This window comes from Spirosoma koreense, assembly GCF_054777875.1.
On record NZ_BAAHAC010000005.1, the window covers coordinates 840,379 to 861,727 of the forward strand.

Genomic DNA, 21,349 nt, shown 5'->3' on the forward strand with positions numbered 1-21,349 from the left:
GAGGTAGGTGTTGATGGCGACCACGACGGCAGCTGCGCGCTGGGTGAAGGTGGCGCAGCCCAGTCCGTAGAGTCCGGGTTCGGTGGTTTCGACCTTGACGACGATGAGGTTGGAGCCCTGGGGGGCGGTGGCGATGGCTTTGACGGACTTGATCTTGACGGGGGGAGCGCCGATGGCGTAGCTGGGTTTTATTTGTTGCTCGCGGGCTTGGGCCGTCGACATACCACCGAACAGACTGAGGAGGGAGGCTGAGGAGCCGAAGCCCAGCATTTTCAGGGTGTCACGGCGGCTTTGATCCAGGTTATTCATAAAAGAGACTATAAAAGTTGAGCGATTTAATTGACTGTTTTTCGACAGGATTTACAGCCGGGCCGACGCTTCGGATGAACAGGATTGTTTTTCGGGTAATAGATCATGTCAATCCGAAGCGTCGGCCCGGCTGTAAATCCTGTCAGAAAATTTACTTTTTATCCCACCATACGCGGGTGTCCAGTGTATTTGGTCCCTGGCGGGCAATGGCTTCGTTCAGGCTACCCGAGTTGACGACGATCTCACTGTCGGGGTAGGGCATACGACGAATGAAATCGCCTTTCACCTCGGAGCCTGGATATGGGTTTTTCTTCAGGGTTGGGTAGCCACTGCGCCGGAAATTAGCCCAGGCTTCGGTGCCATCCAGGAAAGACGCGACCCAATACTGGGTGTTGATCAGATCCAGTTCCTTACCGGCCGTCAGCGGGTGCGCATCCAGATATGCTTTAATGCTGGTTTCAGGTATGGTGGCACCATACGACGCCATTTGTTCCAGATTCGCCCGAATGCCTTTCAGGTAATAATCGGCCGGCGAGCCGGTGACCCAGCCGCGGAAGGCCGCTTCAGCCAGCAGAAACGACGTCTGTGCGTAGGTGATGTGAAATTCGGGGGCGTCGAGTTTCAGCACCGTGTTCAGGTTCACCTGCGAGTAATCCCACAGGCTCACCACGTTGTTGGCCGCAAACGTGGTCGCAATCGACACGTCGTTATACCCCATGGGCATGCCGACCTGTACGGCGGGGTCGGAAGTTGCCCGCGCGGGTGTCTGCTCCTGGCCACCCTTGGCACCCACGTAGCGCAGGGCGAAAACGGGCAGCCGTGGATCGCTGTTCGCTTTCAGGTAATCGACGAAAGGAGCCGCCAGGTAAAAATTGGTTTTTTCGCGAGCGCCTAAGTGGTTGCCAATGTAGTTGTTATACAAAGACGTATGGCGAAGAATCGAGTTGTCGGCGTTGGATTGCATCACCCCACCGGTCACGGCTTTCTTGACGTAGGATTCGGCCATGGCCGGATCGACTTTGGTCAGCCGCATGGCCGCCCGCAGCATGAATGAATAGCCTAGTTTTTTCCACTTCGCTATGTCGCCCCCGTACAGAATATCGGTCGTCACGGCGGCCTGTGTGGTAGTCAGTGCTGCGGAGGCTTCGTCGAGCTCCTTCAGAATATCCTTGTAGATATCCTGCTGGGCATCGTATTTAGGCGTGATGATCTCCTGGGTGTAACCCTGTCCGGCCTGGAAATACGGAACATCGCCATAAGTATCGGTCAGGATCATAAAGACGTAGGCTTTCCAGATTCGGGCCGCATTATAGGTGTTGGACTGCGCCTGAACGCCTTTGGTCTGATCCAGCACAGCGACCAGCTGCTTGAGCACGTTGCGGTAGAAATTCTGCCAGACCAGGGGCGTATTGCTGTTGTTCACCTGGTCGTAATTCGCGCCCGACAGCGAGCTACCGTAGGGGGTAATGACCTGCTGCACAATGCCGAAATTGTAGGTCAGCATGCCCAGCGTCCCGAACCCGTCGAGGTAGTTGGTATTGATGATGCCCTTGTTGAGAACCATCGAAGGCGCCAGCGACGTTGGGTCTACCTTGTTGGTATTCACTTCGGTAAAGCCCTGGTCGCAGGCCGACAACAGACCCATCGACAGGAGCAGCGTGAGGGTATATATTCGATTACGTTTCATGGTATAAAGTCTTTATTGATCATTCGGTGTCATTAAATGACCCTCAGTGACAACGGGTTTAGAATCTCGCATTCAGGTTAAAGCCAATGCTACGGGTAGGAGGGAGGCCCGGCCAGAAATCCAGCCCCACGCCATTGTCCGACGAAACCAGCGCTTCTTCGGGGTCCATGTTCTCGGTCCATTTCTTGAGCACCAGCACGTTGTTGGCTACGGCATTCAGTTTCAGCCCTTTGATGAACAGACTCGACGGCAGCAGTTTGGTGAAATCGTATCCCAGCGTTACCTGACGAAGTTTCCAGAACCCCGCGTTGGAAACGAAATCTTCGTTGATCCCCAGCGGGTTGATGGATTCGTAGTAAGGCTGCACGGCCGCTTTGGTCTGGTTGATTTCGCCGTTCGGATTGACCCCGTTACCGATCACGTAGCCCACATCCCGGCCAGGCAGCGTCCGCTTCGACAGGCCATGCCGCAAATAGTTGATGTTCCGCCCGGCGATCATTTTGTGTCCCAGCTTGAAATCGATCAGGAACGAGAGCGACACGCCCTGGTAAGTGAAGGTGTTCGTAATGCCACCGAAGTATTTGGGCAGGGCGTTTCCTACATTCTGGAGCGTGTTGTTGCGCAAGGGCATCCCGCTGTTGGCGTCGAATACCTGACGGCCTTGAGCATCCCGCAGATACATGAACGTGTATAGCTGACCGATGGGCTTGCCGACAACCTGGTTCAGCGTCCGGCCGCCCCCACTGCTGACCGTAATGACGGTATCGTTGGGCGACAGCCCCAGTCGCAGCACTTTCGAGGTGTTGTAGGAAACGTTGGCGTTCACGTCCCACCGGAAATTGGGTTTGACAACGGGCGAAAACGTTAGTGCCATCTCCAGCCCCTGGTTCATGCTTCGGCCCACGTTGATCAGCTTGCTGGTGTACGACGATGCATCGGAAACCTGAGCGGCCAGAATCTGATCGTCGGTCGTTTTGTGGTAATACGTGAAGTCGAAACCAATCTTGTTGTCGAACAGCTTCAGTTCCAGTCCTACTTCGGCTTCTTGCACCCGGAGCGGACGCAGGTTTTTATTCGGAACCTGCGAAGCGTTTATACCGCCTACGGGTACAAGCTGTCCCGCTGGGTTCGGGAATGAATTGTTATCGACCTGGTAGTAGAGGGCGTTGGAATACGGATCGACGTTGTCGGAACCTACCTGCGCATAGGCGGCCCGCAACTTCCCGAACGACAACCAGTTCGGTAGATTTTCGAACGCCTGCGAGAACACGAAACTAGCCGTCGCCGACGGATACAGAATGCTTCGGTTAGACGGGGCCAGGGTCGAGAACCAGTCGTTCCGGGCGGTCAGGTTGAGGAACAGGTAGTCGCGGTAAGATATCGTGGCGGCCCCGAACAGCGAGTTGATTTTCTTTTCCGACAGAGCATAGATCGGGTTTTTGACCCGCCCGTTGGCAACTGTGTATAACTTTGGAATGATGAAATCCTGAACCGTCACGCTGTTGTAATCGAGCCGGTTGTAGCGTGCATTGCCACCCAGGGTAAGATCCACGCCGATCCGGCCGAAGGTCCGGTTGGCACCCAGAATGAAATCGATGTTTCGTTCGGTATTCTGGCGTACGTCTTGGGTGTAGGAGCCGTTGACGTAGCCGACCGGAGCGGGGGCAATCGGGGCGTATCCGTTCGGGATGTTGTAATCCTGATTTCGGATGTAGAAATCCTGGGCGATCCGCCCCTGCAGATACAGCCAGTCTGTAAACTGATATTTAAGCGCGACGTTGCCGAAGAGCCGGTCCCGTTTAATGTTTTCGAAGTGATAGTTCATCGAGTAATACGGGTTGTTACGAACCAGAAAGCGCGACATCACAAACTCATTGCCCGTAGCCGGATCGATCTGATTGTCGCGCAGGGCCTGAAATGGCATGGAGTTCGCCAGGGTGAACACCACCGTCGAGACCGAGAAATCCTGCGCGTTGATCTGGGGCGGGTTGACGTTGTTTTCTTTCGAATAGTTGATGTTTCCCGAGGCCGTCAGTTTCGAGGTGATGTTCTGACTGAAACCCAGGTTGATCACCTTGCGGTTGAAGGTGTTGTTTTCCATGATGCCCCGGTTGTCGGTATTCCCGAACGACAGGCTGAAACCACCGTTCTGGCCGTTGTTGGCGACCGTAACCGTGTTAGTAAAGTTGGTGCCGACGCGGTAGAACTGCTTCACCCGGTTATAAACGGGTTCGTACGGATAGGTTTTGCTATCGAACAGCGTCTGGGTCATGCCTGGCTGAAACTTTTCACCGAAGCTCCACACGCCCGATGTGGGTCGGTCCGTCGTGGGGCGTTTGCCGCCTTCGCCCTGCCCGTATTCGTACTGAAAATCGGTGAAATCCAGCGGAGTGTCGGTCGTCAGGTTTGCGTTGTAGGTAACCCCGAACCCTTTGCCTGTTCCCCGGCTTTTGGTCGTAATCATCACGACGCCGTCTTTGGCCCGCGAGCCATAAAGCGCGGCTGCAGTGGCTCCTTTCAGCACCGTCATGGTTTCGATATCGTCGGGGTTGATGCTGCTCAGCCCGTCGCCCCCGTCGGAGCTGTTGACCGGTAGCCCCGTATTGGTACGGGAGCCATAATCGCCCCCCAGGGAGTAGTTCGAATTGTCGATCGGTACGCCGTTCACCACGATCAACGGGTTGTTCTGACCGCTGAACGACGATTGGCCCCGAATCCGGATCTTGGCCGTGCCGGCCGGTCCGGTACCCATGGTGGTGATGTTTACCCCGGCCATTTTACCCTGAAGGCCACTTACGAAGTTGGGCGTACGGTTGGTCGAGATCTGGTCGGCATTGACGGTGGCGGTGGCATAGCCCAGGGTTTTGGCTTCGCGCTTGATTCCCAGCGCCGTTACGACCACTTCATCGATCGCTTTGGCATCTTCCGCCAGTTGCACATTGATGATCGAGCGGTTATTGACCGGAACGGTCTGGCTGATGTAGCTGATGTACGAAAATACCAGCGATGCATTGGCGGGGACATTGATCGAATAATTACCTTCTGCATCGGTTGTCGTACCGGTGGTCGTACCACCGACCACCACGTTGACACCCGGCAACCCCTGGTCATTGGTGCCGGTTACCCTACCCGTTACTTTATTGGCCTGCGCAAAGGCTACGCTGCAACACAAGACTGTATAGAACAGGCTTAGGATTAGAGCTTTTTTCATGGAAAGAATTGATTAAGGGTTCAAGGAAAAGGCAACACACTCTGGTTATTGTACTGATTAATAAAGGTATAGTTAAATTTTTGCCGCTTGTAAAAAACAATCTGCCCAACCCATGAGCAGGGCTACATGGTCACGTAGCCGGATTGTTGCATCGAGGGCCTGATTCCCCGCTTTTTCCGGTTACCAGTTGTGAATCGAGCCGTCGGGGGCTTTCAGTACTGGGTGTGGGAATTGCGTTTTTGCGGTCACTTCCATGACGAACGTCGCTTTTTTCGGGTCGAACTTCACCCCCAGACCCGGGTTGGGATTCAGGTATAATTTTCCGTTTTTGAAGTTGATGAAATCCTCATTGAAGTAGGCCGGACGTTCGGGCTCACCACCTCCCAGCTCCATCAGGCAGCGCATCGGGCTGCTGGAACCCAGGACATGCACCAGGGAAGCCGTTGCCAGCGGACCGGTGAAGTGAGGAATCATGCCAACGTAGTGGGTTTCGCACATGGACGCCAGCTTTTTAAACTCCGAGATACCCCCCGTATTGGGTAAGGTAAACCGGGTATAGTCGATCAGGCGATTCTCGATCAGCTCGTTGCTGTCCCAGCGGTCTCCGAACTGCTCGCCGACGGCAATGGGTACGTTCGTCATCTGCCGCACGGTTTTGTACACGCCCGGATTTTCGGAGCGGATGATGTCCTCTACGAAGTAGGGTTCCAGGTTCTCAATGGCTTTGCATATCTTGATTCCCTCGGTCGTATCGAAGCGGGTATGCAGGTCGATAGCCCATTTGCCGCCACCGCCTACAGCTGCATCGATGCGCTTGCAAAGCTCAATGGTTTTTTTGGCGTTGTCGTAGAAGTCGAAGGGCGCTTCACCGTTGCCGCCGGTCGGCCCAATCCGGTACGCCCGCAAACCGGCCGCGATACAATCCTGGGCACGCCCTTCTTCGGTTTTAGCTTTCGATGCCCGAAACCCTGTCGCGTAACATTCGACGTACTCGCGGGTGGCTCCGCCCAGTAGTTCGTAGACCGGCACGCCGAGCGCTTTTCCTTTAATGTCCCACAGCGCCATTTCGAGCGCGCCCAGCGCATGCAGTTTTTCCCGGCCTGGCGGATAAAACATGCCCCGGTACACATTCTGCCAGAGATGCTCGATCCGGAAAGGGTCTTCGCCGATGATCATCTGTGCGCACTGTTCGATCATGTCTTTGGAACCACCCTCGCCAATGCCGATAATGCCGCCGTCGGTTTCGATTTCGACGATCCCCCGCGCCTGATTGAACAGCGGCTTGTTGTAACCGGGGGCTGCGTAATAGCGGATTTTGGTGATTTTGAGTTTGGGAGCAGCCGCGATCGAATGGAGCGGTAATCCTGCCAGCGCAGCCGTCGAGCCGATGAGCGAGGATTTAAGAAAATGTCTGCGTTGCATAGGGTTGGGAAAAGAAATAGTCAGCTTAATCGTTTAAGCAAAAAGATAAATGAATAGCTAGTCGGTCTGTTTGGTTTTAGATGACGCCCGGACAATCAGTTCGGCTTTCATAAGGATCTGGGCTGGGCCTTTCTGGTTGTCTTTTATTTTGTCTACCAGCAGGCCGACAGCGGTTTGGCCCAACAGTCCGATCGGCTGCTTCAAATACGTAATCGGGCAATAATACAGGTCGAACACTTCGGCCTGACCGAAACTGACGATGGCCACATCGTCGGGCACCTTCAGTCGCAATTCGTTAAAATACTTCAGGCCATTGATAGCCAGACTGTAGGTGGCAAAGATCAGCGCGTCTACCGATCGTTCCATCGTGGTCAGCTCATCGATGGCTGCTTTGACCTCCTGCTCGATGTTGGTAATGCGTACTTTTTTCAAACAGGCTTTCTGAAGCGGTATTTTATGGTCTTTGAGCGCATCGACATAGCCACGTATGCGCTCCTGCATGTGAAAGAGCTGCGACTTATAAGCAATCATGCCGATGCGTTTATAGCCGCTGATAATCAGGTGATTGGCTGCGTCATAGGCGGCTTTGTAATGATCGGTTGAAACAAAATCGGTCTGTATGTCCGGAAAATAACGGTCCAGCAAAACGAAGGGAATATTACGTTCTTTCAGATCCTGTACCTGTTCGGCCGAATCTTCGGAAGAAACGATGATAAACCCATCGACCTGTCGGTTGATCAGCACGTTCAGCAAATCCCGCGACTTATCGGCGTTCTCGTCCGAGCTACCGATAATAACGGTATATCCGTTTCGTTTGGCTTCATCTTCGACCACGCGGGCTATGTTGGCGAAAAACGGATTGGAAATGTCGGCGATGATCAATCCAATCGTGTGTGTTTTGCCGCTTCGTAAGCTTTTGGCCAGGTGGTTAGGCTGGTAGTGGAGGTCTTTCGCAATCTGTTTGATTTTGCTGGCGATCTCCTGACCAACCCGACTTTCTTTCTCTTTCCCGTTCAGGACATACGACACTAAGGCTGTGGAGACGCCTGCTTTCTGCGCGATATCCTTTAACGAAGTTTTTTTAGCACTCATTGGCTACCAATTGCGGTCAAATCTATGCTTAATCCTTTAAACAAAAAAATAAATGACCCTTTTTTTTAATGTTTTTTTAACAAATAATCTTATTGAGGGTTTGTGTGCGGAAGAAACCCCGTGCTGCAAAAACCTGGCCCGGTAGAAACCTGTAAGCCGCCCATTTCATACCGGCAGGCGGTCACCAGGCTGATGGCGCGCCGGGCGGGTTGGCGTTAACGAAAGTGGCTTTCGTGGCAACTGGGCAGACGGATTGCCCATGGGCCGGGGATACCGATGAATCGGTTTGGGGGGAACCGGTTGGAGATAGGATTGTACGGGATCGGTGCGTCGGGCATCCCGAAAAAGAACGATGCTCCCGAACAATAAGGCGACGAAGGCCGCAACGGCGGCAAACAGCAGGCCGTAGTAGCTGAATTCAGTTAGCCATTGTGCCACCTGGGGAGCAGGCTGGCCGGTAGATGGCAAGGGCAGATCGAGGTCGAATGTCTGGACGTACCGCCCGACGGACTGAAGCACACAGGATGAATTCATACGGAGAAGGGTTTAAGAAGAGAGACATACGCATTAGTCGTAAAAAATGAAACCGTGGGCTACAGGCTCCCCACGGTTTATAAAACCAGACTACTCTGAATAAGCGAAAAGAGGATCGGACAAACCTCAGGCAGGCTGAGCGTGCGTCAATGAAATGGTATGCATGTTTGCCAGATAGCGGTACGACACCTGCAGGCCGTAGCTCTCGCAGATTTGCCGGACGATGGCCAGTCCCAGTCCTACCGAATCGGGACCGGTGCTTTCTTTCTTGAACCGTTCGAATAGCCGGTCCGGGTCGGAGGTAAGCTCCCCACCCGTATTGCTGAGGGATAACCGGTCGGCGGTTGAGGTAAGTTCGATGCGTCCGTCGGACTGGTTGTGCCGGATGGCGTTGCTCATCAGGTTCGTCACCAGGCTATCGGCCAGCGCCAGGGGCAGCGACACTTCGAAGGAAGCCTGGGTTTGTACGGAAACCGAAACCTTTTTGAATGACAGTACTTCGTCCATGTCGGCCAGCTTTTCCGTCAGCAACTTCGTCAGGTCAACTACCTGGCTGTCGTTAAACTGCCGGTTTTCGATTTTCGCGAGCAGCAGCAAGCCCTGGTTCAGCCGCGAAATCCGGCGGGAAGCCTGGTAGATGCTTTCGATCCAGTTCGTTTGAGTTTCTGTAAGTTGCTGGGTCTGAATCAGCTGCTCGACTTTGGCGTTGATGAGCGCCAGGGGTGTCTGCATCTCGTGGGAAGCATTTTCGGTAAACTCTTTGAGGCTTTGGTAATCCTGCCGCATCTTGTCGGCCATTTTCTGTAGCCCTTCGTTCAGTTCGGTAAACTCCGTAATTTCGGTTTTATCCAGCTGTAAGGGTTTGTCGCTGGTCAGGTCGAAGCGCCGGAGCCGCGACAGGGTATCGTAGAACGGCAGCCAGAGCCGCCCCGACAACTGCCCCTGAAACCAGAACATGCCGACCAGCAACAGGCCCAGAAAAATAATCATAGCGGCCGTAATCACCTCGATGAGCCGGTAGGTTTGAATCAGCGATTTCCGGATCGACACCCGGTGCATGACGCCCTGAATGGGCTCGTAGAAGGTCAACTGCCGAAACGGAATCAGTTCGTTGTCGTAGCGGTTCAGAATGAGCGTGTCCGAAAACGCTTCTTTCCGGAATTTACTGCCTTTGACGGGCACAACCACGATCTTGTTCTCAACGAAATACGGAATGTCCGACCAGGCATTGTGCACGTGGACGTACGCTTCAAAATCCCGTTTCTCGACCCGCAGCCGGTTTTCTACTTCGTCGTAAATAACCCTCCGGATAATCTGGTAGAACACAAACGCGGTGACCAGGTAAATAGCCAGCGAGAAAGTCAGGTAGATCCGATTGGTTTTGGCGAGTAGCTTCAAGGCTGACCGAATTTATAACCGATGCCGTAAATGGACTGCACGTAGTCGGCGGCCCCTTTTTCCAACAACTTCCGACGCAGGTTTTTAATGTGCGAATACACGATATCAAACGAATCGGCAGAGTCGATGTTGTCGCCCCAGAGGTGCTCGGCGATGGACGCTTTGGTCAGTGCGACATCGACGTTGGACAGAAAATAAAGCAGCAGATCGTATTCTTTGCGCGAAAGCGTTGTGGGTTGGTCATTTACAAACACCTTGCGGTTGTGCGGCACCACGGTGATTTCCCGAAACCGGATTTCGGTATGCCCGCCAAACTGCCGTCGACGCAGCAGCGATTTGACACGGGCGTTGAGCTCCGACAAATGAAAGGGTTTGGTCAAGTAATCGTCCGAGCCGATTTCCAGCCCTTTTAGCTTGTCTTCCAGGGCGTTGCGGGCTGAGATAATAATGACGCCTGTGGTCGCTACGAGTCGTTTCAGGGTTTCGATGATCTGAAATCCACTGCCGTCGGGCAAAGTCAGGTCGACGATGACGCAGTCGTAGGTATACAGGTGGATTTTTTCTTCGGCCTCCGTATACGTAGCCACCGTCTCGCAGATGTAGCCATCCTGCACCATGTAGTCGGTAATGCTTTCGGCCAAGCCCTTCTCGTCTTCGACAACCAGTACTTTCATTGCATGAATAAAGCGAATCCAATGCGAAATTAAGGGGCAATTCTGGAAAGATTCTGGACGGTGGATTAAACACGGAGGCACAAAGAGCACAGAGTGTATGGGTTATGCATCAGATATAACTCTGTGCTCTCCGTGCCTCCGCTTCGGCGGTCCGATGTGTTTAATCCCTGATCTGCGTATTCGCGAAGTACACCATCGCTTTATTTAGGAAAGCCGCATAGTCCGGGTTTTCGATTCCGTTCTGGCTTGTAAACCGCAGGTCGTCGAGATAAAGCTGCGCCAGCCCTTTGTAGGCTTCAACCATGTTTTTTTGCCGACAGACCGACTCACCCCAGAAGCCCCGGATGTTCTGATAGTGCCGGGCAATCTGCTGCTGTACCACAGGGCTGATCGGGTCCTGTCCGATCAGCCCTGTCAGTGCTTTGGCAATAGCCTTCTGATCGGCTTTAAGCTGTTCGAAACCCACTTTGCCGAGTCGACGTAACTGGTCTTCGCTGTCTTCAACGGTTTTCTGGCCGTACGTAGTCATAGCCTCGTCCCGGTAGACCTGACCGTTGGGGAAGCCTTCGTAGAGTTCTTCGTTCGTTAACATAGTTCGTTGTCCGGTTAAACTTAAAATTGTTTTATCAATCGTGGTCAGCAGGATTGTTAGTTGGGCCTTACGGGCTTGCAGAGCTTGCTTATGACTTTGCAGCGCCGTCAATAAATTGAAATTCGGATCGTTCAGAATATGGAGAATTTCTTCAAGCGAGAAATCCAGTTCCTTGTAGAAGAGAATCTGCTGTAGCCGAATCAACTCTTCCTGACCATACAGCCGGTATCGGGCCTCCGTCCGGACGGAAGGCTTCAACAGGCCCAGTCGGTCGTAATGATGCAGTGTGCGCACACTGACGCCCGCCAGCTTTGCCAGTTTGTTGACCGAATAGTGTTGCATAGCCGAAGCCTGTTTTGATTGACTGCAACAAATGTAGACTATGACGTAAGGGGAGAGTCAAGGAAAAGTTTTACTTTTTTACAAGCCTTCGTTTTGGCTCATTGGGCTATCTTCCTCCTCTGTGTTCTCTATGCCGCACCAGCGAAACGCTCTGTGTTTAATAACCCTATGTGATTCACCCACTGTTTCGGGCAGTTTATCCTCCAAAACAGACGCTTGATCAATTTATAGTGGTATAAAGGCGCCTGGGGAGCCATTTTTGTATCGTCTCCCAACAAATACGCCTTCACCATGAAATTCAAACACTGTTTACTACTCAGTCTCTTGCTTTCGTCGCTCATGATCGGCGCGTTATTATCATCCAGCCTGAAAGCGCAGCATAAAGCCCTGGTTACGGCAAAACAACACCAACCCTAACGAATGGATAAATTTCGATAAGCGGGCCACGGTTTTCGAAAACCGTGGCCCGCTTACTTTTGACCAGTTGCCGACCGGACAGATAAATTTCGGGCATACCTGAGAACGTTACCGGGAACGATTGCGTAAAAAAAGGGCAATCGTCTCTTGAAAGAGTACCGCTTTTTAAGGCAACTTAGAGGGGAAATCACAGGTCTACGGATGAAAATAACTATCCGACCTACCCTTTTTGATGAAACTAGTTGCTGGATTGACCGCTCTGATCACCGCACTGGCACCCGGTTGCCTGCTGGCGCAGCGGGAGCTGCCTACTGTGCAGGTACCGACGTTCCGAAAAGATACCGTCGCCATTACCCAATTCGGTGCCATAGCCGATGGACAGACCCTCAACACGTCGGCCATTGCAACGGCCATCGGACAATGTGCCAAAAACGGGGGTGGTACGGTGCTGATCCCGAAAGGCTTATGGCTGACCGGCCCGATCGCCCTGAAAAGTAATGTAAACCTGCACCTGGCAAACGGAGCCCTGGTTCAGTTCACTAGCCAGCGAAGCGTTTACCCGCTGATCAGCACTACCTGGGAAGGCGAGGAGGCCGTCCGGAATCAGGCCCCGATTTCCGGGATCGATCTGGAAAACATCGCCATTACGGGTGAGGGAATTCTGGACGGCGCCGGGGAGGCCTGGCGGATGGTCAAAAAAAGCAAGATGACCGACGACCAGTGGAAGAAACTGGTTGCCTCCGGGGGCGTCCTGAACGAGAAACAGGATATCTGGTATCCGTCGGCACAGTCGCTGAAAGGAGCCGGCGGTGCTATCAAAGCGGGGCAACCGATGAGTTATTACGAAGGCGTCAAGGATTTTCTGCGGCCAAACATGCTTAGCCTGACGCGCTGCAAACGAATCCTGCTCGAAGGCGTAACCTTCCAGAACTCACCGGCCTGGTGCCTGCACCCGCTGCTGTGCGAACATATTACCCTCCGTAAAGTAACGGCGAAAAACCCCTGGTACGCCCAGAACGGCGATGGCCTCGACCTGGAGTCGTGCCGGAATGCCCTGATCGACGACTGCACCTTCGACGTGGGCGACGACGGCATCTGCATCAAATCGGGCCGCGACGATCAAGGCCGGAAGCGGGGCGTTCCGACCGAAAACGTCATCGTCCGGAACTGTCGGGTCTACCACGCTCACGGTGGGTTTGTGATCGGCAGCGAGATGTCGGGCGGGGTGCGCAACCTGTACGTATCGAACTGCACCTTCATGGGTACCGACGTGGGGCTTCGGTTCAAGACCGCTCGCGGACGCGGGGGTATCGTGGAAAATATTTTCATCGATGGCATCGATATGACCGATATTGCGGGTGAAGCGATTCTGTTCGACATGTATTACGCGGCCAAAGACCCCGTACCGCAACAAGGAGAAAGTAACGAGCTTCCCGTTATTCCGGCGCAGCCGGTGTCGGACGCGACGCCCCAGTTCCGCTCGTTTCAGGTGCGGAACGTCCGCTGCAAGGGTGCCGAAACCGGGATTCTGATTCGGGGACTGCCCGAGATGTCGGTGAAAGATATTCTGATCGAAAACGCGGTCTTGCAAAGCCGGAAAGGGCTGGTGTGTATCGAAGCGGAGCGTATAAAACTAGTCAATGTCGCTTTGCTTACCAGTGCCAAAACGGTCATGCAGTTTCAGAACAGCCGGAACATCAGCCTCGACAAGATCCGCTATACGGACAACGTGGATCTGTTGATGCACATTACGGGCGACCGCTCCGGGGCAATCAATCTGGTGAACACCGATACGTCGCACGCCCGGAAGACCGTCGAAACAACCGCCAATGTGCCGGCCAATACCCTGACCACGAAAAAATAATGATGAAGAAACTACTGGTTCTCTGGCTGTTTGCCCTACCCTGCTGGGGACAGACGCAGTCGATGCCCTGGTCGCAGAAAATGACGGCCACCATGATGACCATCCATCCCGACACCGCCAAAAGCGGCCGGATGACCCATTGGGATTATGAAATGGGGCTGCTGCTGCACGCCATCGAGCAGGTGTGGTACCGGACCGGCGACGACCGCTATTTTCAGTACATCCAGAAAAACATCGATCGGCTGGTGAATGAAGACGGTTCGATCAAAACCTACGAACTGGACAAGTACAACATCGACTTCATTACACCGGGCCGGTCGTTGCTGATGCTGTACCAGCAAACCCTTCCGGATAAGGAAAAATACAAAAAAGCCGCCGATCTGCTGCGCAAACAACTGGCCGAACAGCCGCGCACGAAAGAAGGCGGATTTTGGCATAAGAAAATCTATCCGTATCAGATGTGGCTCGATGGGCTGTACATGGGCGAACCATTCTATGCCGAGTACACCCGCCTGTTCGATCCGGCCGGAAACGGTTTCGACGACATTATCAACCAGTTTGTCTGGATGGAAGCCCACGCCCGCGACGCGAAAACCGGCCTGCTTTATCATGGCTGGGACGAAAGCCGGGCGCAGAAGTGGGCCAATCCGCAAACGGGGCAGTCGCCGAATTTCTGGAGCCGGGCGATGGGCTGGTACGCCATGGCGCTGGTCGATGTACTGGATTACGTGCCGGCTACGCACCCCCGCCGGGGTGAACTGATCGCGATTCTGCAACGGTTTATGCCCGCCGTGGTGAAATACCAGGACCCCGCTTCGGGCTGCTGGTATCAGGTAACGGACCGCCTGGGTGATACCGGAAATTACATCGAAGCATCGGGTTCGGGCATGTTTGTGTATGCGCTCGCGAAAGGTGTTCGGCTGGGGTACCTGCCGAATTCGATGCTGGCGAACGCCCGGAAAGGGTACGATGGTATGCTGAAAAACTTTATCTCGACAGATGAGAAAGGACTGATTCACCTGGAGAAAACGGTGGTGGTCGGTGGGCTCGGGGGCAATCCCTATCGCGATGGTAGTTACAAATATTACCTGAGCGAACCGCTCCGACAGGACGACCTGAAGGGTGTGGGGCCGTTCATCATGGCCAGTGTCGAGATGGAGATCGCGGCCGAAGACGGTATGGGAAAAGGGCGTACGGTAGCCGTGGATAATTATTTCAACCACGAGTTTCGGAAAGACCAGAACGGCCGACAGGAGCCCTTTCATTATCTTTGGGACGATCGTCAGCATTCGGGATTTTGGTTGTGGGGGAATACCTTCCGTGAGCTGGGTGCGAAGACGATTACCATCCCAACGGCACCGACGGCAACTTCGCTGAAAAATGTGGACGTGTACATCATTGTCGACCCCGACACGCCGAAAGAAACCGCCAGGCCCAATTACATCAACCAGACCGATAACAAAGCCATTGCCGACTGGGTGAAAGCGGGTGGGGTGCTGGTGCTGATGGCCAACGACACATCCAACTGCGAACACGTTCATCTGAATCAGCTGGCGGCTCAGTTCGGTATGCAGTTCCTGCCAAAAAACATCAACATGGTCAAAAACGACCAGTTTGAACAGGGGCGGGTCGATATTCCGGCGGGCAGCGAGATGTTTCCGAAAACGAAAGCCGTCTACATTAAAGAACTGGCTCCAATCGGCCTGAAAGCACCCGCAAAAGCTATGGTCACGAAAGAGAACGACGTGATCATGGCCGTGGCTAAAGTGGGCAAAGGCACCGTGTTTGCCGTCGGCGATCCGTGGCTGTACAACGAGTATACCGACGGACGGAAAATTCCGGCTACGTTCCAGAATTTCAGTGCGGGCAAAGACCTGGCTACCTGGTTGCTGAAACAAGCCCGGCCGGCACCCGCCGGATCTGTCAGCAGCCGAAAGTAAGATTTGCCATTAGGTTAACCCCCTTCGTTGAGCGTCTGCCTTCATAGAGACGACGCCCAACGGAGGGGTTTTTGTTGATCAGGAAGCTAGCTTGGCCTCAAATGAGGAGCTAGATGTTATTGAAATTATAAATTAATATAGATTTAATTGACTTTTTATTGATTGGATGGTTATTTGCTCATACTATTATCAATAACTGCTTATCGTTTATGAAACGCGTCACAACCCTACTTACGCTCCCTGCGACAGTAGGTCTTTCGAATACCTGACAAAAGCAGGATGCCCTGCTTCAGACAATTGCTACGGTGGGCGATATGGAAGCGTCGCTCTACAACGACCGGCGTAGTTTATTCCGATGCCGTAGTCTTACGTGTAAACCAGACTGCCATTGCTGACTGGCTTTTTTCGACGAAAAACTCGATGGTGGCTCCCGATCGACTCCCTGTTTTATAGGGACCCCGGTGGTTTTAGGCGGCCTGGTATGCCGTTCAGAAAGACCCGGCTCCGGTTGCCGAAGTAGCAACCGCACAAGCCTACATCGATGAAAGGCTGATTTTGATCGAACAACCGTTTTTATTACGCCGAAGTATGAAAACAACGTTATTTTTCCTGACTACTTTTTTGCTTGTGGTAAGTGGTTTGAGTGCGGTATCAGGGCAGAGCCGATGGTCTGTTTCGGTGAATGTAGCCCCGACGTATGCTCACACGGATTACAAAGCCATTCTTCCTTTCTCTTCCTCGCCTGTTCCTGCTTCACCCAATTCCGAACTGCTTTCCCGATCCCATAGCGTTGGTTATTCGTTTGGCCTGATGGGCACATATTTCTTCTCGTCGAATTGGTCGGCGTCAGCCGGAATATGGGCAACCCAGTTTATTTCGATCAAGGGGAACATTACCGTCGATGGGGATAATACGGTTATCGATTATTCGAACAAACATCCTTTCGAGTATGCCTACAGGATTCCGGTTCTGCTGAATTATCAGTCGTCGGGCAAACGGCTTTCGCCTTATTTCTCAGCCGGAGCATCTGCCGACTTTCGGGCCAAAAGCTACGTCGATGTGGGTGGTACCGAGGTAGCCGTAAATATCGGTAAGGCAGTTACTGTGACGCCAATGCTGGGTGTGGGAGCTATTTATCAGCTAAAACAGCACCTGGCTTTAGTGGTACAGCCTATGGCTCAGTATAATATGCAGGCCCATCCGACTTACACGTATTATCACGGCTATCAGCTTAGCTTACGAGCCCAGCTCATGTATCGGTTCTGAAGAGCTTAAACTGATTTTATCGTCCACGCATAAGTTCGAATCAGCGCTTAGATAATCCATCGCCGACCGTTCGTACCCATTAGTAGTATTTTAGTCGTCCGTTAACGCTGTCAACAACAACCGATGTATATGAATGTATTCCAATCCCGCCTTTTCTTATCAAACAGCGTTGTTTGCCGCCTGATGTTCTGGAGTGGTCTGGTGTGTATGCTATCCCAGAAGACATACGGTCAGTGCGTGGTTTATCAGGACGAAAACCAGAAAATCCTGACCAGCTGCGAATTTTATAACAGCTCCGGAAAGAGCGCGACAGCTGCGTACCGGCGGGAAATTTATTTGGGAAGCCCCTATTTAACCTACCCCGTTTGGCAGGACGGCAGCGTGCAGGTAAAGAATGGAGACAAAATACTTCCCTGTGAGTTAGCTTATAACCTCGTCAACCGGGAAGTTATGTGCCGTTTCAAAGGCGATTCGACCGTGATTGTGATGACGCCCGAACGGTTCGTTATCCAGGGAGTCGAGTACGTCCGGCAGCCGAACCGATCTTACGCTACGTGGCTTTACAATGGGCCCACGAAACTTGTCATGGTCCAGTGGCGGCAAATGGAGGCCAATCACAATTATAGCTTTACGAAGGACAAAGACATCATCGGTATTTATAAAACGACGACAAAATATTATATTCAGAAAGGGGAGGGACCGCTCGAATCCACGAATTTATCGAAGAAATCGATACTTGCTCGCCTGGCTGACCAGCAGGAAAAGATCAAAGAAAGGCTGTCCGCTTCTTCGGTAACGCCGACGGATCTGATCGATCTTCTGGTCTATTACGACAGTCTGGGCAGCAATAGGCCGGGTAATCAGCAGTAACCTGTACGATCTTCATGACCACAGCCGCTGGAGCGGTTGAATAGTCCCGGCGGGCCATTAGTACTCCAGTGCATGAACTTCCGGTCGGCTATAGTGTGGTCCAAAACGTAGTGAGGGCTACTAGCTTCAGCAACGGCCGTTGTACATATAATCTATCAGAGCAGCAATGTCACCATAGGGTGAGCAGGCATATAAATAAATGTATACTAAATGTTTTTTCATATGTTAAAAATTGAATGTAATTTGGCCGCCCAACTAAATATTCCACGGACTTCTTTTTATGAATCTCAATTTTAAAAACGTATTGACTGGGCTTGCCCTGAGTCTAAGCCTGTTTGCCTGTACCGATCACCGCTTGGGTGGGCCATCTTCACCGGTTCGCCTTCGGCTCAAATCTGTTCAAGGAGGCTCCCTTAACACGACCTACACCTACGATTCCCAAAATCGACTGGCGAGAGTCACTAAAGCAGACGGCAGCCTTCGGGTCTATAGTTATAGTACAACCGACTATCCTGGTGTACCTCTATTCAAAGAGTATCCCAATCCCGCCGATCAAACGAAAGGCACCGCTACAATATACTATTCTAATGGAGAAGCCGGTAGTTATACGTACGCAAGAACGCGCCCCTTGTTCAACTCTGAAATTAACTTTGGGGCGACATTAAGGACTTTTTATTTATATGGCAACAGTAACCGGATTACATCTGTAGACCATCACTTGGGTGAGGACATCACTGGTATTAATCCTGCCTCATTTATATACACAGGTGAGAATATTACAACAGCGAATTATAATACGTTTCGGTTTCCTGACCACGATGATACCTACGTGTATGATGACAAGATCAATCCCTTCTTTGGGATGCTTGATCCCGATCTGAGTGATGTAGAACTCTTCAGTCGTAATAATGTCACCAGGATAGACTACACGTCGCGTCAGAGTCAACCGTCTTATATGAAGACCTACGCCTACGACTATAACGCACAGGGTTTGCCGATCAGGCGTACGACCATCCAGGGAGGTAACGAGGTGATTACCTATACGTATGAAACGTATTGATAATGCCAGACATTTTAGGAGCCAGAGCCGATATCGGCTCTGGCTTTTTTATGAGATGCCTCAGGCAAGTGCTATTTGGTAGGGCGAGGGGCGGACGTTCTTTAATTCCATAACTGGTTCGCGGCCGTCAGGATAATCGGTTCCTGATCGGTTACCACAATCGTATGTTCATGCTGGACTGCAACGCTATTCCGGGCTACCAGCGTCCATCCATCCCCTTTGTCGTGGGCATACGTGGCTTTGGTAGACAGAAACGTTTCGATCGCCACCACGGAGTTCTTCCTGAACCGGGTTTTATTAGCCCGGTCGTAGTAGCATAAAATATCGTGCGGTTCTTCGTGGAGGCTTCGGCCGATGCCGTGTCCGGCCAGATTCCGGATAACCCGGTAGCCCGATCGTTTCGCTTCGGACTCGATCAGCCGACCGATTTCCGCCAGTTGTACGCCACCCCGGATATGGCTTATGGCTTTCGCCAGGATGCGCTTCGAGGTTTCTACCAGATCGCTATGCTGATGAATATCCTGCCCCAGCACGAAAGAGCCGCCATTGTCTGACCAATAGCCATTCAGTTCGGCCGATACGTCAATATTGATTAAATCACCTTCCTGTAAGATGCGTCTGGTCGAGGGAATGCCGTGGCATACCTCATCGTTTAGGCTAATACAGGTCCAGCCTGGAAAACCATACGTGAGTTTAGGCGCCGACCGGGCACCGAATCCTTCCAGAAGCCGCCGACCGTATTGATCCAGCTCATACGTGGACATGCCGGGTTTTGCATACTGTTGCATCAGCAGGAGGGTCGACCCCACTACCTGGCTGATCTGCTGCATACCAATAAAGTCTTCTTCTGATTTCAGAGACATGAATTTTCTAATTTGGTTGTATCGTTGACAAAATTACCCCGATTCAGGTTCTGGTACTAACTAAGAAGGAGAGCTACTAGCGGCTCTCCTTCTTTTTATGAACTAAGTAAATCCGCTGTATGTCCCGGTTCAGGCGATGTTCCGTTTTTGTAACTGACGGATGATGGCTTTCCGCTTCTTGCTGTATTCATTCATAGCGGGAATCATGGCCCAACTGGCCACCCCGACCAGATAGGACTCGAGCACAAAGGCCATTCCTATGGTTAGGATTAACAGCAGTAACACGTAAATACCCAACTGTCTGTTTCTGGCGCGCTTAGCCAGGAGTTGGCTGTCCGATAGCTGGTCTAAGCTCAGTTGATCATAGGGGCAGGAAGCGAATAATGTTAGCATGGCTCGATGATTAGTTTGGTTAAGCGCAAAACTATCCATTCTAAAAACCTGCCGGGGCCTAAACGGATAAAAGGCCCATGGCGCGGTTGACCGGTGAAGCCTGTCGAAGCGATAGCTACCGACAAGCCATCTGTTACAGGCCGTCTCTAATCAGCCCCCGAGCGCGTAGACGTACGAACGAAAAGCCGGGTCGGAATCCGGACAACGGCACCGGGTTGGGGCTTTTTGGGTTTCCCTTCGATCAGGTCGATCAACTGCTCGGCAGCCACCTGCCCGATCTCCATTGCGGGCTGTTCGACGGTGCTCATGGGCGGAGCCAGCAGATCGGCCACGGGCGTGTTGGTAAATCCAATGAGCGAAACCGTCTCCGGAATGGCGATGTTACGCTTTTTCAGGGCCGCCAGACAGCCGATCGCCAGCCGATCGCTGGCCGCAAAAAACGCATCCGGCGACCGGCTCAGCAACTCATCGATAATCGGTTCCACTTCGTTCTGGCCGAACCCGGCGTAACGTACCAGCGATTCGTCGTACGGCAACCCATGTTTTTCCAGCGCTGCGCGGTAACCGGCCAGCCGTTCCTGCGTAATCGAGATAGACGGCGGAATGGTCACGTGCGCAATCCGCCGTCGACCGGTCTGAATCAGGTGTTCGGTAGCGGCAAACGCACCGGCAAAATTGTCGGCCGTAACGCAGGGCAGATCGAGTTCGGTCGAGACACGGTCGAACAGCACGATCGGTAATTTTTTCTCCTGTAGCAACCGCAGTTCCGACACATCGGAGGTGCTGCTCGACAACGAGATGAGCAACCCATCGGCTTTACGGGCTACGGCCTGCTGAACCGACAGCAGTTCGCGCTCGAACGATTCGTGGCTCTGGAAAATAATCACGTGGTACCCCCGGTTGTAGGCAATGGCTTCGATACCGTTGATGACCTGCGAGAAAAAATTATTGGCAATCTGCGGGACGATCACCCCGATCACCCGGCTGCGGTTTTCCTTCAGACTGAGCGCAATCGGGTTGGGGCGGTAGTTCAGCCGCTCGGCGTATTCGATGACCAGCCGTTTCGTCTCCGGGTTGATCTCGTAGCTGTCGCGCAGTGCCCGCGAGACAGTGGAAGTCGATAGGTTGAGCGCCCGCGCGATATCTTTTATGGTGATGGTGTCCAAGGGAATATATTGGTAAAGTACAAAAACGTTTCGAGTAAATCAGGTTGTCCTGGTATAAGCCCCGCCGGGTCAGCAATTACTTATTTTGGCCCGAAAGCGGGCCGGCTCAAAAGCTGGCAACGTTCCCGATAACGTTTGCGTGAATAAATAAGCGAAAATACTTCACTATCAAAAATACACTATTTAATCTTACCCTGTCAATGAACCAGTGTGCCAGAGCCGCACATGACCCATTACCTGTAAAAAAGC

The 21,349-nt window shown here is 52.6% G+C and carries 17 protein-coding genes and 1 pseudogene; 6 read left to right on the forward strand and 12 right to left on the reverse strand.

The window, feature by feature from the left end; translation table 11 throughout:
- The 9 genes and pseudogenes from ACYVC2_RS09295 to ACYVC2_RS09335 form a co-directional block, all read right to left on the reverse strand.
- Positions 1 to 309 (reverse strand): annotated as a pseudogene (locus tag ACYVC2_RS09295) (starvation-sensing protein RspA); the annotation flags it as partial.
- Positions 310 to 460: 151 nt separating this feature from the next.
- Positions 461 to 1,996, reverse strand: a complete 1,536-nt coding sequence (locus ACYVC2_RS09300) for a SusD/RagB family nutrient-binding outer membrane lipoprotein (RefSeq protein WP_461102029.1) — start codon at positions 1,994 to 1,996, stop codon at positions 461 to 463.
- Between the two features lie 58 nt (positions 1,997 to 2,054).
- Positions 2,055 to 5,207 (reverse strand): SusC/RagA family TonB-linked outer membrane protein, encoded by a 3,153-nt coding sequence (locus ACYVC2_RS09305; RefSeq protein ID WP_461102030.1) that lies wholly within the window; start codon positions 5,205 to 5,207, stop codon positions 2,055 to 2,057.
- Positions 5,208 to 5,387: 180 nt separating this feature from the next.
- The gene (locus ACYVC2_RS09310) at positions 5,388 to 6,629 is read right to left on the reverse strand and encodes a mandelate racemase/muconate lactonizing enzyme family protein (RefSeq protein WP_461102031.1); all 1,242 of its coding nucleotides are present in this window, start codon (positions 6,627 to 6,629) and stop codon (positions 5,388 to 5,390) included.
- A 57-nt stretch (positions 6,630 to 6,686) separates the two neighbouring features.
- Positions 6,687 to 7,721: a LacI family DNA-binding transcriptional regulator gene (locus ACYVC2_RS09315; protein WP_461102032.1), complete on the reverse strand. Its 1,035-nt coding sequence runs from the start codon at positions 7,719 to 7,721 to the stop codon at positions 6,687 to 6,689.
- 165 nt (positions 7,722 to 7,886) lie between these two features.
- A complete protein-coding gene (locus ACYVC2_RS09320) occupies positions 7,887 to 8,255 on the reverse strand; it encodes a hypothetical protein (protein ID WP_461102033.1) in 369 nt (122 codons plus the stop codon).
- A gap of 126 nt (positions 8,256 to 8,381) precedes the next feature.
- Complete coding sequence (locus tag ACYVC2_RS09325; RefSeq protein WP_461102034.1) at positions 8,382 to 9,653, reverse strand: sensor histidine kinase; 1,272 nt, start codon at positions 9,651 to 9,653, stop codon at positions 8,382 to 8,384.
- On the reverse strand, positions 9,650 to 10,327 hold the full coding sequence (locus ACYVC2_RS09330; RefSeq protein WP_461102035.1) for a response regulator transcription factor: 678 nt from the start codon (positions 10,325 to 10,327) through the stop codon (positions 9,650 to 9,652). Before ACYVC2_RS09330 ends, ACYVC2_RS09325 begins: the two co-directional genes overlap by 4 nt.
- A 160-nt stretch (positions 10,328 to 10,487) precedes the next feature.
- Complete coding sequence (locus ACYVC2_RS09335; RefSeq protein WP_461102036.1) at positions 10,488 to 11,261, reverse strand: MerR family transcriptional regulator; 774 nt, start codon at positions 11,259 to 11,261, stop codon at positions 10,488 to 10,490.
- A 291-nt stretch (positions 11,262 to 11,552) separates the two neighbouring features.
- On the opposite strand from ACYVC2_RS09335, the gene ACYVC2_RS09340 reads away from it, so the two are divergent.
- The 6 genes from ACYVC2_RS09340 (at position 11,553) to ACYVC2_RS09365 (ending at position 18,678) form a co-directional block, all read left to right on the forward strand.
- The gene (locus ACYVC2_RS09340; RefSeq protein ID WP_461102037.1) at positions 11,553 to 11,678 is read left to right on the forward strand and encodes a hypothetical protein; all 126 of its coding nucleotides are present in this window, start codon (positions 11,553 to 11,555) and stop codon (positions 11,676 to 11,678) included.
- Between the two features lie 232 nt (positions 11,679 to 11,910).
- The gene (locus ACYVC2_RS09345) at positions 11,911 to 13,542 is read left to right on the forward strand and encodes a glycoside hydrolase family 28 protein (RefSeq protein WP_461102038.1); all 1,632 of its coding nucleotides are present in this window, start codon (positions 11,911 to 11,913) and stop codon (positions 13,540 to 13,542) included.
- The gene (locus ACYVC2_RS09350; RefSeq protein WP_461102039.1) at positions 13,542 to 15,482 is read left to right on the forward strand and encodes a glycoside hydrolase family 88 protein; all 1,941 of its coding nucleotides are present in this window, start codon (positions 13,542 to 13,544) and stop codon (positions 15,480 to 15,482) included. Before ACYVC2_RS09345 ends, ACYVC2_RS09350 begins: the two co-directional genes overlap by 1 nt.
- 588 nt (positions 15,483 to 16,070) lie before the next feature.
- Positions 16,071 to 16,748: a porin family protein gene (locus tag ACYVC2_RS09355; protein ID WP_461102040.1), complete on the forward strand. Its 678-nt coding sequence runs from the start codon at positions 16,071 to 16,073 to the stop codon at positions 16,746 to 16,748.
- A 129-nt stretch (positions 16,749 to 16,877) separates the two neighbouring features.
- The gene (locus tag ACYVC2_RS09360) at positions 16,878 to 17,618 is read left to right on the forward strand and encodes a hypothetical protein (protein WP_461102041.1); all 741 of its coding nucleotides are present in this window, start codon (positions 16,878 to 16,880) and stop codon (positions 17,616 to 17,618) included.
- Between the two features lie 280 nt (positions 17,619 to 17,898).
- Positions 17,899 to 18,678: a hypothetical protein gene (locus ACYVC2_RS09365; protein WP_461102042.1), complete on the forward strand. Its 780-nt coding sequence runs from the start codon at positions 17,899 to 17,901 to the stop codon at positions 18,676 to 18,678.
- A gap of 101 nt (positions 18,679 to 18,779) precedes the next feature.
- Here the strand turns inward: ACYVC2_RS09365 and map are convergent, their stop codons facing one another.
- From map to ACYVC2_RS09380, 3 genes are all read right to left on the reverse strand, one after another.
- On the reverse strand, positions 18,780 to 19,541 hold the full coding sequence (gene map, locus ACYVC2_RS09370; RefSeq protein ID WP_461102043.1) for a type I methionyl aminopeptidase: 762 nt from the start codon (positions 19,539 to 19,541) through the stop codon (positions 18,780 to 18,782).
- A gap of 129 nt (positions 19,542 to 19,670) precedes the next feature.
- Complete coding sequence (locus ACYVC2_RS09375) at positions 19,671 to 19,934, reverse strand: hypothetical protein (RefSeq protein WP_461102044.1); 264 nt, start codon at positions 19,932 to 19,934, stop codon at positions 19,671 to 19,673.
- 146 nt (positions 19,935 to 20,080) lie between these two features.
- Entirely contained in the window at positions 20,081 to 21,100 is a 1,020-nt protein-coding gene (locus ACYVC2_RS09380; protein WP_461102045.1) for a LacI family DNA-binding transcriptional regulator, read from the reverse strand.
- Between the last annotated feature and the right edge of the window lie 249 nt (positions 21,101 to 21,349).